The organism is Hymenobacter cyanobacteriorum, from assembly GCF_022631375.1.
GTDB classification, from domain to species: Bacteria; Bacteroidota; Bacteroidia; order Cytophagales; family Hymenobacteraceae; genus Hymenobacter; species Hymenobacter cyanobacteriorum.
Genome location: NZ_JALBGC010000002.1, coordinates 118,625 through 134,618, shown reverse-complemented (window position 1 = coordinate 134,618; position 15,994 = coordinate 118,625). Strand labels below are relative to the sequence as shown.

The following is a 15,994-nucleotide window of genomic DNA, read 5'->3' as shown; positions in this document are numbered from 1 at the left end:
TTCAATACCCCGAAATCCGACTTCGCCAGAAAACGCTTCCGGCCGGGTGAAATGCGTGGCAGGTTTGTCCCGCTCGGTCAGCTGCCGGGTGCCACATTTCTTTCCATCCTTAATCCCCGCCCCCATGCGTTTACCCTCTTTCGACAAACCACTACGCATTTCCCGCACCCGGGTGATGTGGAAAATGGCGAAGGCCGCCCTCGACCGCGACCGGCCGGTACTGGTGCAAATTGTGGTGACGCGCCGCTGCAACTTGGCCTGCGGCTATTGTTACGAGTACGACAAGGTATCCAAGCCCGTGCCCTTAGCGGAGCTAAAAGCGCGGGTGGATGCTCTGCGCAAGCTCAAAGCCGTCTTCGTGACGCTTAACGGGGGTGAGCCCTTGCTGCACCCGCACATCGCCGAGCTGGTGCGCTACATCGCCGAAGCCGGCATGGTGCCGATGATAAACACCAACGGCCACGTGCTCAATGCCCCGCTCATCAAAAGCCTGAACGAGGCCGGCCTGTTCGGGATGCAATTGAGCTGCGACAGCCTGGAAGACAACGAAATAACCGAAAAAAGCATGCGCCGGCTGCGGCCCAAGCTGGAGCTGCTGCGCGAACACGCCCGGTTCATGGTGCGCGTGAATGGAGTGCTGGGGTCCGGCAACCCGGCCGAGATGGAGGCAGTGGCCAAAGTGGTGGTCGGCTTCGGCTTCGGGTTCCAGTGCTCGCTGATGCGCGACAGCCAGGGCCAAGCCCTGCCCCTGAGCGCGGAAGCCCTGCAGGCCTACCTGCGCATTCGGGGCATGAAAGGCCGCCTGCCGGCTGTGCTGCACGACAACTTCCAGCTGCCCCTGGCCCGCGGCGAACGCAAGCCCTGGAAATGCCGGGCTGGCGCGCGTCACTTCGAGGTCGACGGGGCGGGCCTGGTGCACCTGTGTCAGCCCAAAACCGGGTTTCCCGCCAAGCCGCTGGCCGAGTATTCGGTAGAAGACATTCGCGCCCAGTTCGACTGCGGTAAATCGTGCTCGGCCCGCTGCCCCATTGCCTATGCCCACTTGGGCAGCCGGCTCGACGGTTTCCGGTCCCAAAAAAGCGCCCAAGCCTGATGGAATTGAGCCTGATTATCCCGGCCTTCAACGAGGCGCAACGTATCGGCCCGACCCTGCGGCGCTTCCATTCATTTCTGGCCGCACGCCCCGCCAGCTTTGAAATCCTCGTCGTCGACGACGGCTCGACCGACGACACGGTGGCGCTGGTGTCGGCCCTGGCCCGTGAGCTGCCGGGGCTGCGCGTGCTGTGCTCGCCGGCCAACCGGGGCAAAGGCCACGCCGTGCGCCTGGGCATGCTGGCGGCCACGGGCCAGGTCCGCCTGTTTTCCGATGCCGACGGCTCCACCCCCATCGACGAGCTGGACCCGCTGCTGCGGGCGCTGGCGGCGGGGGCCGACATTGCCATTGGCTCGCGCTACCTGCCCGCCTCCCGGGTCACGCGGCCCCAGCCCTGGTTCCGCCGCGTCTGGAGCCGGCTCGTCAACCGCGTGGTGCAGCGCACGCTGCTGCCCGGCGTGGCCGACACGCACTGCGGCTTCAAGGCCTTTACGGCCGCGGCGGCCGCCCACACCTTCGCCGCCTGCACCGTCAATGGCTGGTCGTTCGACCTGGAAGTGCTGGCCCGCGCCCGCGTCCAGGGGCTGCGCATCCGGGAAGTGCCCGTGCGCTGGGAAAACGACGAGCGCAGCAAAGCCCACTTCCGGCAGCTGCCCCGCGAATTTCAACAAGTGTACCGCCTCCGGAAACAGCTTCGGCAGGCAGAAAAGCCGGCCGCCGTTTTCAGCGCCGGGTAAGCGTCCATGGCCTTCATGTCTTCGCCAGTAGATGCTGGCGGAGCTTCAATTCATCTTTTTCGCTGCTCATGTCAACGACTCTCCTTGTCTTTTTTCTCTTCCTGGTAATACTAGGGCCTCCCGTAGCCATCCTGGCACTCGGCCTGCGCTTTCACAAACTAAGCCACGTGGCGGGCCTGACGGGGCGGGCCCGGCGCATACGCCTGGTATGGTTGGCGGTGCTGGCTGCAGCGCTGACGGGCAGTTTCTACCTGTTGGTGTGCATCGTGTCGGCGAAACTGCCCGGGGCGCACGCCCCGGCCCGCAGCAACTGGCCCTGGCTGCACGAACATCCTGCCACAACCGTGCTGCTCGCGGCCCTGGGCATGACCCTGCTACTCGTGGCCCAGCCAGCCAAGCGTCTGGCCGGCTTCGGCTTTGGGGCCGGGGCTTTGGTCGTGCTCACGGGGCTGGGCATTCACTGGTTCCTGACCGACCACCAGGAGGATGTTAAGCTCAACGCGGCCTGGCATCTGCGCCAGGCCGACGTTGCTTACCGCGAAACCGGCGCGCGCCGCGCCGTCCTGGATTCCTTTCAGCTGCAGCTGCCGCGCTGCCACCACAAGGACGAGCTTGAGCTGATGCCGGAATTTCCGGGCGGCTACCGGGCGCTGGACGAGCAAATCCGCAGGCTGATGCGCCCCACCGCGCCGCATCCTCCGGTAGACACCTACGTGCAGGTGGAGTGCATCGTGGAACCCACCGGCCAACTCACTTTCCCGCACGTCGTGGAAGGCTTGGGCCCGGACTACGACGAGGAAGCCCTGCGCATCGTGCGCCTGTTGCCGCCCTTCGAGCCCGCCATCGGACGTCCTACAGAAACCCGCGCGCGGCAGCCGTTGGCATGCACAAAGCAGATATCGGTTTCCTTCTACCATTAGCCCTGCGCCTACGACTTGAACAACGCCTAAGCCGGCAGCCATGCATGCTTAGACCAATGGCCGAGCTCCGGGGGCAAGACTACCTGCGCTCGCTTTACGGGTTGAGCCCAGGCTGGAGCCGGAATGCCCGCACCGCCGCCCCAACGCGGAGGGCAATTGAAGGAAAAGTGGAAAAGCGGCGGGAGGAATCAGAATTAAACAGCAATAGCTTCAGGCCATATTACCCGGAAGAATCTTTTCCGACTCTGTTGCCCCAAAGCGTTACTCGGAAAAGCAAAAACCCCCTTTACAAGCTGTAAAGGGGGTTTTCAGTGGCCGCGTTAGGAATCGAACCTAAATCAAGAGCTTCGGAAACTCTCATACTATCCGTTGTACGACGCGGCCAGGTCCTGGATAGGACTGCAAAAGTAGCCGCAAAAGCGCGCGGGGCCAAATTACGAGGCACTTTTCTCCCCTCCCGGCTAAGCTCAACCATAACCTTCGGCCCGAAAAGCGGGTTAAGCTGACCAGTAATCTGTATTCTGTATTCTTTCACCTCCTGTTACACCTGATGAAAAAGAACCTGTACACGGCCGATGCTTCGGCCGTTGGTGGCCGTAGCGGCCACGTCCGCTCCGCCACCGGCATTATCGACCTCGACATGTCGGTGCCCGAAGGCCTCGGTGGCAAGAAGAACGCCACCAACCCCGAAGAGCTGTTTGCGGCCGGCTACGCTTCGTGCTTCCAGCAGGCCCTGCTCGTCATCGCCCAGCGCGCCGGCGACAAGCTCGATGCCGAAACCACCGTGCAGTGCTCGGTCACGCTGTTTCAGGAAGGCGAGGGCTACGGCCTGAGCGCCGTGCTCGACGTCGACCTGAAATCGTTCGACCAGGCCAAAACCATCGACATGGTGCGCAAGGCTCATGAAATCTGCCCCTACTCGGTAGGTACCCGCGGCAACATGGAAGTCGAATTGAAAGTGAAAGGCGAAGCCATTCCTGTCTAGCAGTTAAAAGTTGAGAGTTAAAAGTTAAAAAGCCCGCCTGATGATTCAGGCGGGCTTTTTAACTTTTAACTCTCAACTTTTAACTTGCCTTTAGGCGTTCGCCAGCACTTCCTTCACGCGCTCGGCAGCGTCTTTCAGCAGGGTAGCCGAGTACACTTTCAGGCCGCTTTCGTCGATGATGCGGGCGCCTTCTTCGGCGTTGGTGCCTTGCAGGCGCACGATGATGGGCACGCGGATGTCGCCGATTTTCTTGTAGGCTTCCACCACGCCGTTGGCCACGCGGTCGCAGCGCACGATGCCGCCGAAGATGTTAATCAGGATGGCCTTCACGTTCGGGTCCTTCAGAATGATGCGGAAGCCCGCTTCCACCGTCTGGGCGTTGGCTCCACCGCCTACGTCGAGGAAGTTGGCGGGCTCGCCACCGCTCAGCTTGATGATGTCCATAGTGGCCATGGCCAGGCCGGCGCCGTTCACCATGCAGCCCACGTTGCCGTCGAGCTTCACATAGTTCAGGTTGCTGTTCGACGCTTCTACTTCCAGCGGGTCTTCCTCGTTGAGGTCGCGCAGGGCCACAAAATCCTTGTGGCGGTAGAGGGCGTTTTCGTCCAGCGTCACCTTGGCGTCCACGGCCAGGATTTTGTTGTCCGAGGTTTTCAGCACCGGGTTGATTTCGAACATGCTGGAATCGGTTTCGTCGTAGGCCTTGTACAGGGCCGTCACGAACTTCACCATTTCCTTCTGTGCTTCGCCCTCGAGGCCGAGGTTGAAAGCAATTTTGCGGGCCTGGAAGCCCTGCAGGCCCACGGCGGGGTCTACGTGCTCGCGGTGGATTTTCTCGGGGTGCGCCTCGGCTACTTCCTCGATGTCCATGCCGCCTTCGGTGGTGTAGATGATGACGTTTTTACCCAGCGTGCGGTCGAGCAGCACGCTCATGTAGTATTCCTTGGGCTCCGAAGCGCCGGGGTAGTACACGTCCTGCGCCACGAGCACCTTGTGCACCTTGCGGCCTTCGGCGCCGGTTTGCTTGGTCACGAGCTGCATGCCGATGATGCTTTCGGCAATGTCTTTCACTTTGTCCAGGCCTTTGGCGAGCTTCACCCCGCCCCCTTTGCCCCGGCCACCGGCATGAATCTGCGCCTTAATGACGTACCAGCTGGTGCCGGTTTCGGCGGTCAGCTTTTCGGCGGCGGCCACGGCCTCCTCGGGGGTGTCGGCGGTGATGCCTTCCTGCACGCGGACGCCGTATTTTTTCAGGATTTCTTTGCCCTGATATTCGTGAATGTTCATAAAAACGGGTAAGGGGTGGTGTTGAGCTACGCTACCTCGCGGTTTGGTGGCACGAAAGTACGGCGGCTGGATTTGATTAGCGCAAAGGATTACCAGCATTGTAGCGTGGACGCTGCGAGTCCGCGCATTCTCCGCGCATTTCCAGCTCAACGAATGCGCGGACTCGCAGCGTCCACGCTACGGCCCCTACTGCCCGTACCAGCGGGCCAGCACGGCCTCGGCGGGCTTGTGCTGGGGCGTGAAATCGGCGTGGCGGCGGGCCGAGCCGTCGGGTTGCAGGCTCGGGTACCACTTCCAGATGAACATGCCTTTCAGCCACGGCAGCCCCCAGCAGGCCCGGAACAGGGCCTCGTAGCAGCGGGCCTGGGTGGCTTCGTCGGCCGGCGCGGCGGCGGCCAGGCGCTGGGGCCATTCCCAGGGCTTGGCGGCGGCATCGGGCGTGGTTTTGTAGCCCACTTCAGTGAAGACGATGGGCTTTTTGATTTTCTTCTGCCACTGCGCCAGCTTTTGCAAATGCGGCTGCCAGCCGCGCAGCAGCGAATCGAGCGGCGGGTTGGGCTGGGTGCTGAGCGGGAAGTAGGCTTGAATGCCCACGTAGTCAAGCGCGTCCCAGAATTTAATCTGTTCATACTCGCCGCTCCAGTTGGCGGCATAAGTCAGCGGGCCGTGGTACACCCGCCGAATCTGCTTGATGAGGCCGCGCCAGGCTTTTTCGTGGGCCGGCTCGGTGGCGTGCTGCAGCTCGGTACCGATGCACAGGCCCTCAAAATGCTCAGCCTCGGCCAGTGCCGCGTAGTGCAGGATAAAGGCGGTGTAGCCGGCAAACCACGCGTTCCAATCGGCCGCGCTGGTCATATTGATGTCGCCGGGCCAGGAGCTGCGGCCGCGCACCCACAAATGCGGTTTCAGCAGCGTGCGGATGCCCTTGGGCCGCGCCAGCCGCGCCGTGTAGGCAATGCCGGCATCGCTTTCACCCCACAGCCCGAAGCGCCCGCTGGGCCGCCCAAAGTTGCTGCGGATGGCCGGCTCGGTAGCGCTGGCCTGCCAGCCGAATGGCGTCTGGGCCAGCCAGCTCACGTGGTCCTTCAGCAGCGGCTCCAGCTCGGCGGCCGTGATGGAGTCGCCGCCCACCCAGCTCACGCCGCGCAGGCGGGTGCTGTCGGATACCACCGCGCCCCGGCCGCGCTCGGCAAAGGGCGAGGGCGCTTCGGCCAGCGTTTGGGCCTCGTGGGCGGTGTCGGCGGGAGCCGCGGCCTGGCGGGGCCGGAACCAGAAAAACAGCAGCAGTGGCAGCACAGCAGCCAGCGCCCAGGGCCACCAGCGCTGCGCCGGAACGAGGGGCGGCGTCATAGGAAAGGAAAAATCGGGGGCGGGCATTGTTCAAAGCTACGCGCCGGGCGAAATTGCGTATAGTGGCGGGCTGCGCACCGCTGGGTTTCTGCGTAGCTTTGCCACTACCGCATTTCTCACGTTTTCGCTGCCCGCCGTTGCTGCAAGCTATCAACATTCACAAGAGCTACAATTCCCTGAACGTGCTCAAGGGTATCGATTTGACGATTGAAAAGTCGGAAATCGTCAGCATCGTTGGCTCCTCGGGGGCCGGCAAAAGCACGCTGCTGCACATTCTGGGCACTTTGGATACGCCCGATTCGGGCGACATTCTGTTCGACGGCGAGTCGGTGAGCTCACTGGGGCGCAACGATTTGGCCCGGTTCCGCAACCGGCACATCGGTTTCATCTTCCAGTTTCACAACCTGTTGCCCGAGTTCACGGCCCTCGAAAACGTGTGCCTACCCGCCTACCTGGCCGGCCGCACCGAGCGTGAGGTGCGCGTGCGGGCCCGCGAGCTGCTCGCCATGATGAACATGGAGCACCGCGCCGAGCACAAGCCCAGCGAAATGAGCGGCGGTGAGCAACAGCGCGTGTCGGTGGCCCGCTCGCTCATCAACTCGCCCGAAATCATTTTCGCCGACGAGCCCAGCGGCAACCTCGACACCAAAAACGCCCAGGAGCTGCACCAGATTTTCTTCCTGCTGCGCAAGGAGCTTGGCCAGACGTTCGTCATCGTGACGCACAACGACCAGTTGGCCGAAATGGCCGACCGCAAGATTGTGATGCGCGACGGCCACATTCTGGAAGGCGGGTAAGGCTTTTTTAAGTAGAAATAGAACGTCATGCTGAGCTTGCCGAAGCATCTCTACCGCCATAGTAATTGATTTACTCCGGCGGTAGAGATGCTTCGGCAAGCTCAGCATGACGGTCTGTTTTGACTGATTTCCACTTCTGCTATTACGGCGCGGCTACGTACCATTTGTCGCCGGAGTCGTCCAGGTCGTGCCCTTCCACTTTGCCGCGGGTCGCGGCATCGCCGGCGTAATAATAGAGCGGGTGGCCTTTGTAGGTGAGTTGCTGAGTAGCTCCCGTACCGCCGTAAGCCCCGCCCGATGAATTGGATTCGCGGGTAATGGTGGCGAAATCAGTGTTTTTCAGCGACGAAGGCGCTACCGGCGCACTCATATACAGGGCGGGCCAGATGGCGGCGCAACCGCCCGTGCAGTTGGTGGGCTGGGTACTGGCGCTGGTGTTGTCTTTGGCAAAGTAGTAGAGCGTGCGGCCCTGGGCATCCACCATAAAGGTTTTACTGGCCACCACGTGCGTGGTTTTATCCTCGACGTTTTTGCTGGCTAGCATAAGGTTGTAACCGGGGTTCAGCACGTGCCAGATGCCGCCAATGCCGTTGCCACCCGTCTGGCCGGGCGTTTCGCGGGTGTACACGCCGCCAGTGGCCGGGGCGTAATAATAGAGGGGCCAGCCTTTGTAGGTGGTTTGCTGGCGGCCGTCGGCGGTGGTTTTGGTGGCGAAATCGGCGGCGTTCAGGGCTTTGGGCACTTTGATGTTGGCTTCGTAGTACACCGGCCACAGCGGCATGCAGGTGGCGCTGGTGCAGGCATTGGCGCCGTCGATGTCGCGGGCGAAAAAGTAGAGCGTGTTGCCGTTGGCATCGGTGAGGTAGCTGCCGAGCGTGGGCGAGGTGGCCAGCTTCACGTTGGCCACGGCGTCGGGGTCTTCGGCGGGCGGGGTGGCGTCTTTTTTGCAGCTGCTGACGCCCAGGCTCAGCAGGCCGAGCAGGGCCAGGCCCAGGGCAAATAACCAAAGGCGGCGGACGGATGGGTTTACAGATGTGGTCATGGCGAAGAGTTGATTAATGGTGGAGCGGAATGGGCACACCCGTCCCGCTGGCCGATAAAACGGCTACGGAGGGGTTGGCTGCCGCCAGACCAGTTGGCCCGCGGCAGCCCTCACGGCACGGCCGGGAGCCGCCCGAAAAGGGAGAAAAAGGATGGGTGGCGGCCGGCTGAAACGGCCGTAGCAATTGGCGCCAACTGCTGCGGCCGCTCATTGGCTCGCCGGTGATGAAGCAGGGCGGCGAAACGAGGTGGGTCGGTTCGGCCGGCCGCTACGAGCGGGTGTGTAGGCTACTCGGAAGCAGGCGAAAAAAGGTTGTTTCGGCCACCTAAAAAAGAGTAGCCTGCTGGTGGTAGCGGCCCGGCTGGCTCGATAAATGGCTTCCGAAACAGATGCAGAGGCCGGATTTTTCAATGGAATAGCGCCCATGCCAGCTCATCTCTAACCTGATTAGCTAGTATACATTTTTAATCGACTTATAACACGCTGATTTTCATTATAAAAATTTACCAATATTTTTGGCAATTGTGGCACGTTTCTTTCTAGCTTTGGGTTATTAACCCGAACATCAGTTGGACACATTAAAACCCCACACCGCCATGAACGAGGCTCCCAAAACCACCAAAGAAGTTACCAAGAAGGCTAAAGTCGAAAGTTTCGACATCGCGCGTTCCGACGAGACGCTGGATTTGGCGAAGGACCTTGCCAAGTTCATTAAAGACAACAAGCTTAGCACGACTGTGCAGGGCAAGGAGTTTGTGAACGTGGAGGGCTGGCAGTACGCCGGCTCGCGCCTGGGCATCGTGCCCATCGTGGAGCACGTCATCAACGTGGGCAGCCCCGAGGAACTGAAATACCAGGCCAAAGTGACGCTGTTCGACATCCGCCACGGCGTGACGGTGGGTGCCGGCTTCGCCGTGTGCTCGAACAAGGAGAGCGGCAAGAAATTCTACCAGGAGTTTGCCATTATGAGCATGGCGCAGACCCGCGCCGTGGGCAAGGCCTACCGCAACATCCTGGCCTGGATTATCCGCGCCGCCGGCTATGAGCCCACTCCTGCCGAGGAAATGGACTACGACACCAACAAGCCCGCCGCTACCGCGCCGGTGCCGGCCGTAGCCGCCGTGGCTCAGCCCGTGCCCGCCATGCAGGTGGTGCCTGCCGAAGCGCCGGCCGTTGCCGCCGAAGCGCCCGTAGCGGTGCAATACGCCACGGCTTCGCAGAAAGAGGAAATCATCCGTCTGCTGAACCACCCGGTGATTACCCGCCCCGAGAAGACCAAGATGCTGCTCAACATCAACCGCCTCGATGAGGAGCGCGCGCTGCAGGCCATTGCCAAGCTGCGCAAAGCCATCGACGACCGCGAGAACGGCGAGAAAGCTGCTGCCTAATTATTGTTCTTTCTTTCTTCTGCCAGCCCGGCGCCGCAAGGTGCCGGGCTTTTTTTATTGAGCTGATGCCGCGTGTCCGTCCGATACGGAGGAAATTATTTGCGCCTTTATTAGTGGTAGCTTGTGCCACACTGGCCGCTGCATTTTGAAAACCTTCTTTTCGCTCGCAGCGCGCAAGTATCAGCAGACCTTACCTAACCAATGACGCCGTATTCCACCGTTGCTTTCCGGGTTCTATTGCTGATGAGCCTCGGCAGCCTAGCCAACCCTGGCCTGGGTCAGACCTTATCGACGCTTAGCCTGGCCCAGGCCCCACACCGGTTTACCTACACGGCAGTGGTATCCGTCGAGGGTGCGAGCCAGGCAGAGTTAGTGCTACGCGCCCGGGCCTGGGCCCGGCAGGTAACGCCGGCCACGCTGCTTCCAGTCAGCACGCGTGAGCCCGATACCGAGGTAATTCGCACAACCGGCGTCTGCCCTTTTGCAGTTGACTGGGCAGGTCACAACTTGCTCCCGCGCTCACTGCGCTACAACGCCACAATTTCTGTGCGCGAAGGCCGCTACAAATACGAGGTGAAAGACTTCGTCTTTATTGAGCCAGGCCCCGGACAGTCCTCTACTGAAATCCCCGTCGAATCTTACTACAATGGCAATGTTAAACCCATTCGGGAACCGGCGTTTCGCGACCTGATAAATATGCGCACCTGCTTTAAGGAAATTGCCGATGAGGTGCTGGCCCGCTTGCAGCAGAGCATGCGCAAGCCGAGCAGCGAAACGGGGCGTGAATAGAACAAGTGCTGGCGGGTATAGCTCATGGCCAGGCGGCGGGAGGCGGCGCTGGCCTTCGCAATTATCAGGTCCGATTCACGGTCTGAACTTGTGCGGCGTATTCAGGTTATGGTCGCATTGTTGGGCAGCTCCTGCGGTGAAGCCGTACTGCTAAAAAGCCCGATTAGAAACTTTAGCTAACCTCAGAATACCGATGAAACCCACCCTCTTCCTTACGGCCGCGCTGGCGGCTTTTGCCGTGCAGGCCCAGGCCCAAACCGCCACCGCTCTGCGCGTGCCCGCCGACCAGATTGCCACCAAAAAGGGCCCGCTCACGGTGCAGCCCATCACGCACGGCAGCGTGGTGTTTACTTGGAACGGCAAAACCATTTACGTAGACCCCTACGGCGGAGCCGAGGCCTACGCCGGCCTGGCCGCGCCCGATGTTATTCTGATTACCGACATTCACGGCGACCACCTCGACCCGAAAACGCTGGCGGGCCTTTCGGTGGGCAAGGCCCTGATGGTGGTGCCCAAAGCCGTGGCCGAGAAGCTGCCGGCCGAATACAAAGCGCAGGTTCGCATTCTGAATAACGGCCAGAAGCTCGACACGCTGGGCATGAGCGTGGCAGCCATTCCGATGTATAACCTGCCCGAAGCGCCTGATGCACCGCATATCAAAGGCCGTGGCAATGGCTACGTGCTGGGTCTGGGCGGCAAAAACGTGTATCTGTCGGGCGACACGGAGGACACGGCCGAAATGCGCGCGCTGAAGAACATCGACGTGGCCTTTGTGTGCATGAACCTGCCCTACACCATGGACGTGAACCAGGCCGCGCAGGGCGTGCTGGCCTTCAAGCCGAGCATTGTGTACCCCTACCACTACCGGGGCCAGAACGGCTTGAGCGACGTGGCTAGCTTCAAGCAGCAGGTGAACGCGGGCAACAAGAAAATTGACGTGCGGCTGCGCAACTGGTACCTCGCGGCCAAGTAAGCGAATGCAGCTACGCAGAAACGTCCTGCCGAGCAACCAGCCTGGCAGGACGTTTTTGTGTTTTACACCCTCGCGGCTTTCCTAAGCGGAGGCAATTCAGGCGGGGCCGAACGGGCGCATTGGCCGGGCAGAAGCAGCCCGCGCCGGGCTTACTTGTGCAGCTGCCGCAATTCGTGCTTGATTTGCTTGCGGGCGGTTTTGAGGTATTTTTCGAGCCGCTGGCTGCGCGCCACCACAACGACGTGCGCGTTGGTCAGGCTCACGGTCGACTCGGCGTTGGCGGCGTTGAGTACCATTTTCTCGTCGGCGTAGCCACCGTACGTAACGCGGGCATCGAGGGGGCCGGCGTTGGCGGGCACCACGAACTCAAACTCGCCTTCGGCGTTGGTCACGGCCATTTGCTTGGTGGCCGTGATGATGACCACGGCACCGGGCAGCACGCCGGCGGCGTTGGTGATTTTACCGGTGAGCACCATCTTCTCCGAATTTTTGCTGGCCGTAGGGGTTTCGCTGCTGCCAGCCGTTGCGTATTCGGCATTGCTGGCGAAAGCCAATGCCGTTTGGGCCTGGGCCTTGTTGAAGCCGAGCGAGCAAGTGAGGACAGTGGCGGCGAGAAAGAGGACGGAACGCATAACGGAGAGCAGTTTAGAGAGGATGAGCGGCGTTGCTTTTGAACGATACAAATGTATGGTTGCACTTAAGGCAAGGGGTTTTGAGTTCGTCCAAGCCCCCCAATCCGTGGGTGAACAGACCCGTTTCCTAAATAAACGCGTCGCCTAAGCCGGAGTGCGGGCCCGTTCCAGGTGCGTTGCCGGCAACACAACCAGCCTGCGTGGCAAGCCATACGCAGGCGAAAGCCCCCTGAACGACCAGATTTTCGGGTGTCGCTTTCGGCCAGCAATGGGGCCGGTTGGCACAGCAAATACTGCCTTTAGTGCGCCCGGGCTGAACAATGCCGGTTGGCGGCGCCATCTTGTAAGCCTTTGCCTTTTCACCCGCACCATGCCCGACTTGCCAGCTGCCTCTGCCCCTGCCAACCAGCCCGAAGAACTTGCCCGCGACTGGCAGGCGCTACGCGCCATTGCGCGCGTGCCGGAGGAGAACCCCAACCCCATCCTGCGGCTCAGCCTGGCGGGCGAGCGCCGCTACGCCAACGCGGCCGCCCTGCGCCTGCAGAGCCAGCTACCCGAAGCGGCCTACGCTGCGCTTTTCGCCGAGCTGCAGGCTGCCACGGCGAGCACGCTGGCGGCCGGGGTGCGGCAGCGCGTGGAGGTGGAAGTGGCCGCCGCCACTAAGTGGTTTCAGGTGGATGTGGTGCCGCTGGCGGAGGAGGGCTACGTGAACCTGTACCTGCTCGACGTGACGGCCCTGCACCAGGCGCAGGCCGAGCTGGTGGCCCAACGGGCTTTCTACGAAACCATTCTGCACAGCCTGCCGGCCGAAGTGGCCGTGGTGGGAGCCGACCGGCGCTACCAGTACCTCAACCCGGCCACCCTGGCCGACCCGGCCCTGCGGCAGGCGGCCCTGGGCCGCACCGTGGCCGAGCTGGGGGCCGACCTGGGCCGCCCGGCCGAAGTGATGGCCCGGCGCCTGGCCCGGTTCGAGCAGGCCGCCACCGGCCAGGACGTGGCCTGGACGGAAACGGTGGACAAGCCTGCCGGCCGCCGCCAGTACCTGCGCCGCCTGCACCCGGTGCCCTCGCCCGATGGCGCGGCGCCGTGGTTCATTGCCTACGGCCTCGATGTGACCGAGCAGGAGCAAACCCAGCAGGCGCTTGTGCGCAACGAAAAGCAGTACCGCGACCTGATGCATTACGCCCAGGCTTTCATCTGCACCTACGACCTGGCCGGCACGGTCATCACCGTCAATCCAGCCCTGGCCAACCTGCTGGGCCAGGCTATGGATGAGCTGGTGGGCCGGCCGGTAGCGGCTTTCTTACTGCCCGAAGACCAGGCCAGCTTCGGCCGGTACCTGGCCCACATTGCCGGGGCCGGCGAGGCCGAAGGCGTGCTGCGCGTGCAGCCCCGCGGCCGCACCGACGTGCGCCACCTGCTCTACCACAACTTTGTGGTGCGCGAGCCGGGCCAGGCGCCCTACATCATCTCCCACTCGCACGACATCACGGCCCGCGTGGAGGCCGAGCAGGCCCTGCGCCTGGCCCGCGACGAGGCCGAAGCCACGGCCACCGCCCGCCAGAACTTCCTGGCCAACATGAGCCACGAAATCCGCACGCCCATGAACGGGGTGCTGGGCATGGCCGACCAGCTGGCCACCACCCGCCTCGATGCGCGCCAGCAGCGGCTCATCGGCCTGATGCAGCGCTCGGGCCAGCACCTGCTGGCGGTGCTCAACGACGTGCTCGACATGGCCAAAATCTCGGCCGGCAAGCTGGAGATGGAGCAGGTCGCCTTCAACCTCTGCGACTCGATGGGGGCCGCCGTGCAGCCGCTGGCCGCGCAGGCCGCCGCCAAAGGGCTGGCCTTTACGGGCGTGCCGCTGCGCACCAGCTGCCCCTACCCCTGGGTTATCGGCGATGCCCACCGCCTCAACCAAATCCTCATCAACCTGGTGAGCAACGCCGTGAAATTCACCGAGCAAGGCACCATTGACGTGGTGGGCGAGCTCGTGGACGAAACGGCCGACGAGCTCACGGTGCGCTTCCGGGTGAGCGACACGGGGCCGGGCATTCCGGCGGCGCAGCAGGCGCGCATCTTCGAGAGCTTCACCCAGGCCCAGGCCGGCACGGCCCGGCAGTTTGGCGGCACGGGCCTGGGCTTGAGCATCAGCCGGGCCCTGGTGGCGCAGCTGGGCGGCACGCTCACGCTGGCCAGTGAGGAAGGCCGCGGCAGCACCTTTGCCTTCACCGTAACCCTGCCCCGGGCCGCGGCCCCCGCGCCGGCAGCAGCGGCCCCCGCCGCCTACGACACGGGCCGGCTGGCCGGCGTGCGCGTGCTGGTTATCGAAGACAACGACGTGAACCGCACCCTGGTGGAGATGATGGCCGAGCCCTGGGGCGTGCAGCTCGACCAGGCCGCCACCGGCCCCGCCGGCCTGGCCCGCCTGGCCGCGCACCGCTACGACGTGGTGCTGATGGACGTGCAGATGCCCGGCCTGAGCGGCGTGGACGTGACCCAGCGCCTGCGCCAGATGGGCGACCCAGCCCGGGCCGCTACGCCGGTCATCGCATTCACCGCCAACGTATTCCGCGAAGACATTGAGGGCTACCTGGCGGCGGGCATGAATGCCTACCTGCCCAAGCCCATCGGCCAGGAAGCCCTCTACCGCAAGCTGGTGGAAGTGCTCGACGCAGGCCCCACGCCGCTCTACGACCTGAGCCTGCTGAAGCGCCAGGCCCAGGGCCGCAGCGCGTTCGTGGTGCAGATTCTGCGCTCGGTGCTGGCCAACATGCCCCGGAGCCTGGCCCAGCTGCGCGCCGCGGCGGCGGCCGGCCAGTGGCTTGAGGCGGCCGAGGTGGCCCACCACATTCGGCCCAACCTGCTGGCGCTGGGGGTGGCCGCCGTGGCCCCTTCGCTCGATGTGCTGGCCCGGGCGCACCGCTCGGCTACGTCGCCCGCGCCGTCGCCCAAGGTACTGGCCGGGGCCGTGGGCAACTTAAGTACCGTAGTAGAGCGGGTGCTCGCCGCGCTGCCCGCCGAGCTGGAAGCGCTGCTGGCCACCATGCCGCCCGCATAGGGCCGGCCAGCGGCTCGGGGGCTACAGGGTGTTCAGGCGGTCGCGCAGGGTGGTTTGGTAGGACTTGCCCACCGGCACCTGATAGGGACCCAGCAGCAGCACATGGTCTTCTACCGCATCAATGCGCTGGGTGTTGACGATGTAGGAGCGGTGCACGCGCATGAAATGAGCGAACGGCAGCCGGTCTTCGAGGATTTTGAGGCTGGCGTATACGATGTGCTTCTGGGCGGCCGTCACCAGCACCGAGTACGTGGCCAGGGCTTCGATGTAGAGCACCTCGTCGAAATTGAGGCGCACCAGCCGCCCGTTCACCTTCACGAACAAATCGGAGGAGCCCGGCGCGGCCAGTTCGATGGTGGCCGGCGGGCGGGCCGGCAGGGAGGCCGGTTCGCGGTGGCGGCGGTCGCGCACCAGCTGCACGGCTTGCAGGAAGCGGGCATATTCAACGGGCTTCACCAGGTAGTCGATGACGGGCAGTTCGAAGGCTTCGACGGCAAATGCCTCGTGCGACGTAACCAGCACAATGGCCGGCAGTGGCTTGGGCAGCACCCGAATCAGGTCGAGCCCGGTGAGGTGCGGCATCTCGATGTCGAGCAGCAGCACCTGCACCGGCGGCTCCGTATGCAGGTAGTGCAGCGCCTGCCGGCCATCCTCCAGGGCGGCTTGCAGGGTGAGGCCGGGGGTGATGGCCACGAAATGCTCGAGGGTGAGGCGGTTCATCTCGTTGTCTTCAACGATGACGCAGGCGAGCGGGTCGGAGTCGGGCATAAGCGCGAGAATTGAGCAGAAAAAGGGCCTGTCGGATTGCGCTTCTGCAACGAAACGACGCCGTTCGTTTAGCAAACCGGGCGGTTCGTGCAAAAGGCCAATCTGCCCCGGCTCTCCAAAGCTAGGTTTGCATCGGTCGCGCATCCAGCGTGTTTTCGTTTACCCCCACTTT

At 63.0% G+C, this 15,994-nt stretch carries 14 protein-coding genes and 1 tRNA gene; 9 read left to right on the top strand and 6 right to left on the bottom strand.

The annotated features are described in order from the left end of the window. Positions 1–124 precede the first annotated feature (124 nt). The 3 genes from MON38_RS05860 (at position 125) to MON38_RS05850 (ending at position 2,750) form a co-directional block, all read left to right on the top strand. Complete coding sequence (locus tag MON38_RS05860; protein WP_241935220.1) at positions 125–1,093, top strand: radical SAM protein; 969 nt, start codon at positions 125–127, stop codon at positions 1,091–1,093. Beyond that, the gene (locus MON38_RS05855) at positions 1,093–1,830 is read left to right on the top strand and encodes a dolichyl-phosphate beta-glucosyltransferase (RefSeq protein WP_241935219.1); all 738 of its coding nucleotides are present in this window, start codon (positions 1,093–1,095) and stop codon (positions 1,828–1,830) included. The genes MON38_RS05860 and MON38_RS05855 overlap by 1 nt, the downstream gene beginning before the upstream one ends. A 68-nt stretch (positions 1,831–1,898) precedes the next feature. Further along, positions 1,899–2,750, top strand: a complete 852-nt coding sequence (locus MON38_RS05850; protein ID WP_241935218.1) for an energy transducer TonB — start codon at positions 1,899–1,901, stop codon at positions 2,748–2,750. A 312-nt stretch (positions 2,751–3,062) separates the two neighbouring features. Here the strand turns inward: MON38_RS05850 and MON38_RS05845 are convergent. Beyond that, positions 3,063–3,134, bottom strand: a tRNA-Arg gene (locus tag MON38_RS05845). Positions 3,135–3,300: 166 nt separating this feature from the next. Between MON38_RS05845 and MON38_RS05840 the strand changes: the two genes are divergently transcribed. Continuing rightward, positions 3,301–3,735 (top strand): organic hydroperoxide resistance protein, encoded by a 435-nt coding sequence (locus tag MON38_RS05840; protein WP_241935217.1) that lies wholly within the window; start codon positions 3,301–3,303, stop codon positions 3,733–3,735. Positions 3,736–3,825: 90 nt separating this feature from the next. Here MON38_RS05840 and sucC read toward each other — a convergent pair whose 3' ends face one another. Both sucC and MON38_RS05830 read right to left on the bottom strand, forming a co-directional pair. Further along, complete coding sequence (sucC, locus tag MON38_RS05835; protein WP_241935216.1) at positions 3,826–5,022, bottom strand: ADP-forming succinate--CoA ligase subunit beta; 1,197 nt, start codon at positions 5,020–5,022, stop codon at positions 3,826–3,828. A gap of 186 nt (positions 5,023–5,208) precedes the next feature. Continuing rightward, positions 5,209–6,372: a glycoside hydrolase family 113 gene (locus tag MON38_RS05830; RefSeq protein WP_241935215.1), complete on the bottom strand. Its 1,164-nt coding sequence runs from the start codon at positions 6,370–6,372 to the stop codon at positions 5,209–5,211. A 137-nt stretch (positions 6,373–6,509) separates the two neighbouring features. Here MON38_RS05830 and MON38_RS05825 point away from each other — a divergent pair, with 137 nt between their 5' ends. After that, positions 6,510–7,169, top strand: coding sequence for an ABC transporter ATP-binding protein (locus MON38_RS05825; RefSeq protein WP_241935214.1), 660 nt, complete (start codon positions 6,510–6,512; stop codon positions 7,167–7,169). A 142-nt stretch (positions 7,170–7,311) separates the two neighbouring features. Here MON38_RS05825 and MON38_RS05820 read toward each other — a convergent pair whose 3' ends face one another. Further along, positions 7,312–8,211 (bottom strand): hypothetical protein, encoded by a 900-nt coding sequence (locus tag MON38_RS05820; RefSeq protein WP_241935213.1) that lies wholly within the window; start codon positions 8,209–8,211, stop codon positions 7,312–7,314. Between the two features lie 596 nt (positions 8,212–8,807). Here MON38_RS05820 and MON38_RS05815 point away from each other — a divergent pair. The 3 genes from MON38_RS05815 to MON38_RS05805 all read left to right on the top strand — a co-directional run bounded on the left by MON38_RS05815 (position 8,808) and on the right by MON38_RS05805 (position 11,361). Then, the gene (locus MON38_RS05815; RefSeq protein ID WP_241935212.1) at positions 8,808–9,599 is read left to right on the top strand and encodes a hypothetical protein; all 792 of its coding nucleotides are present in this window, start codon (positions 8,808–8,810) and stop codon (positions 9,597–9,599) included. A 201-nt stretch (positions 9,600–9,800) separates the two neighbouring features. Then, positions 9,801–10,388 (top strand): hypothetical protein, encoded by a 588-nt coding sequence (locus MON38_RS05810; RefSeq protein WP_241935211.1) that lies wholly within the window; start codon positions 9,801–9,803, stop codon positions 10,386–10,388. A 193-nt stretch (positions 10,389–10,581) separates the two neighbouring features. Further along, a complete protein-coding gene (locus tag MON38_RS05805; protein WP_241935210.1) occupies positions 10,582–11,361 on the top strand; it encodes an MBL fold metallo-hydrolase in 780 nt (259 codons plus the stop codon). 149 nt (positions 11,362–11,510) lie between these two features. Here MON38_RS05805 and MON38_RS05800 read toward each other — a convergent pair whose 3' ends face one another. Continuing rightward, on the bottom strand, positions 11,511–11,993 hold the full coding sequence (locus MON38_RS05800; protein WP_241935209.1) for a carboxypeptidase regulatory-like domain-containing protein: 483 nt from the start codon (positions 11,991–11,993) through the stop codon (positions 11,511–11,513). A 370-nt stretch (positions 11,994–12,363) separates the two neighbouring features. Here MON38_RS05800 and MON38_RS05795 point away from each other — a divergent pair, with 370 nt between their 5' ends. After that, positions 12,364–15,054, top strand: coding sequence for an ATP-binding protein (locus tag MON38_RS05795; RefSeq protein WP_241935208.1), 2,691 nt, complete (start codon positions 12,364–12,366; stop codon positions 15,052–15,054). A 21-nt stretch (positions 15,055–15,075) separates the two neighbouring features. On the opposite strand, the gene MON38_RS05790 is transcribed toward MON38_RS05795, so the two are convergent. Further along, entirely contained in the window at positions 15,076–15,822 is a 747-nt protein-coding gene (locus tag MON38_RS05790) for a LytR/AlgR family response regulator transcription factor (protein WP_241935207.1), read from the bottom strand. Positions 15,823–15,994: the final 172 nt, after the last annotated feature.

Bases quoted from the DNA above. Each gene is read 5' to 3' on its own strand.
- MON38_RS05855 (WP_241935219.1), top strand. From the start codon at position 1,093: ATGGAATTGAGCCTGATTATCCCGGCCTTCAACGAGGCGCAACGTATC.
- MON38_RS05840 (WP_241935217.1), top strand. From the start codon at position 3,301: ATGAAAAAGAACCTGTACACGGCCGATGCTTCGGCCGTTGGTGGCCGT.
- MON38_RS05815 (WP_241935212.1), top strand. From the start codon at position 8,808: ATGAACGAGGCTCCCAAAACCACCAAAGAAGTTACCAAGAAGGCTAAA.
- MON38_RS05795 (WP_241935208.1), top strand. From the start codon at position 12,364: ATGCCCGACTTGCCAGCTGCCTCTGCCCCTGCCAACCAGCCCGAAGAA.
- MON38_RS05800 (WP_241935209.1), bottom strand. From the start codon at position 11,993: ATGCGTTCCGTCCTCTTTCTCGCCGCCACTGTCCTCACTTGCTCGCTC.
- MON38_RS05805 (WP_241935210.1), top strand. From the start codon at position 10,582: ATGAAACCCACCCTCTTCCTTACGGCCGCGCTGGCGGCTTTTGCCGTG.
- MON38_RS05830 (WP_241935215.1), bottom strand. From the start codon at position 6,372: ATGACGCCGCCCCTCGTTCCGGCGCAGCGCTGGTGGCCCTGGGCGCTG.
- sucC (WP_241935216.1), bottom strand. From the start codon at position 5,022: ATGAACATTCACGAATATCAGGGCAAAGAAATCCTGAAAAAATACGGC.
- MON38_RS05810 (WP_241935211.1), top strand. From the start codon at position 9,801: ATGACGCCGTATTCCACCGTTGCTTTCCGGGTTCTATTGCTGATGAGC.
- MON38_RS05790 (WP_241935207.1), bottom strand. From the start codon at position 15,822: ATGCCCGACTCCGACCCGCTCGCCTGCGTCATCGTTGAAGACAACGAG.
- MON38_RS05850 (WP_241935218.1), top strand. From the start codon at position 1,899: ATGTCAACGACTCTCCTTGTCTTTTTTCTCTTCCTGGTAATACTAGGG.
- MON38_RS05820 (WP_241935213.1), bottom strand. From the start codon at position 8,211: ATGACCACATCTGTAAACCCATCCGTCCGCCGCCTTTGGTTATTTGCC.
- MON38_RS05860 (WP_241935220.1), top strand. From the start codon at position 125: ATGCGTTTACCCTCTTTCGACAAACCACTACGCATTTCCCGCACCCGG.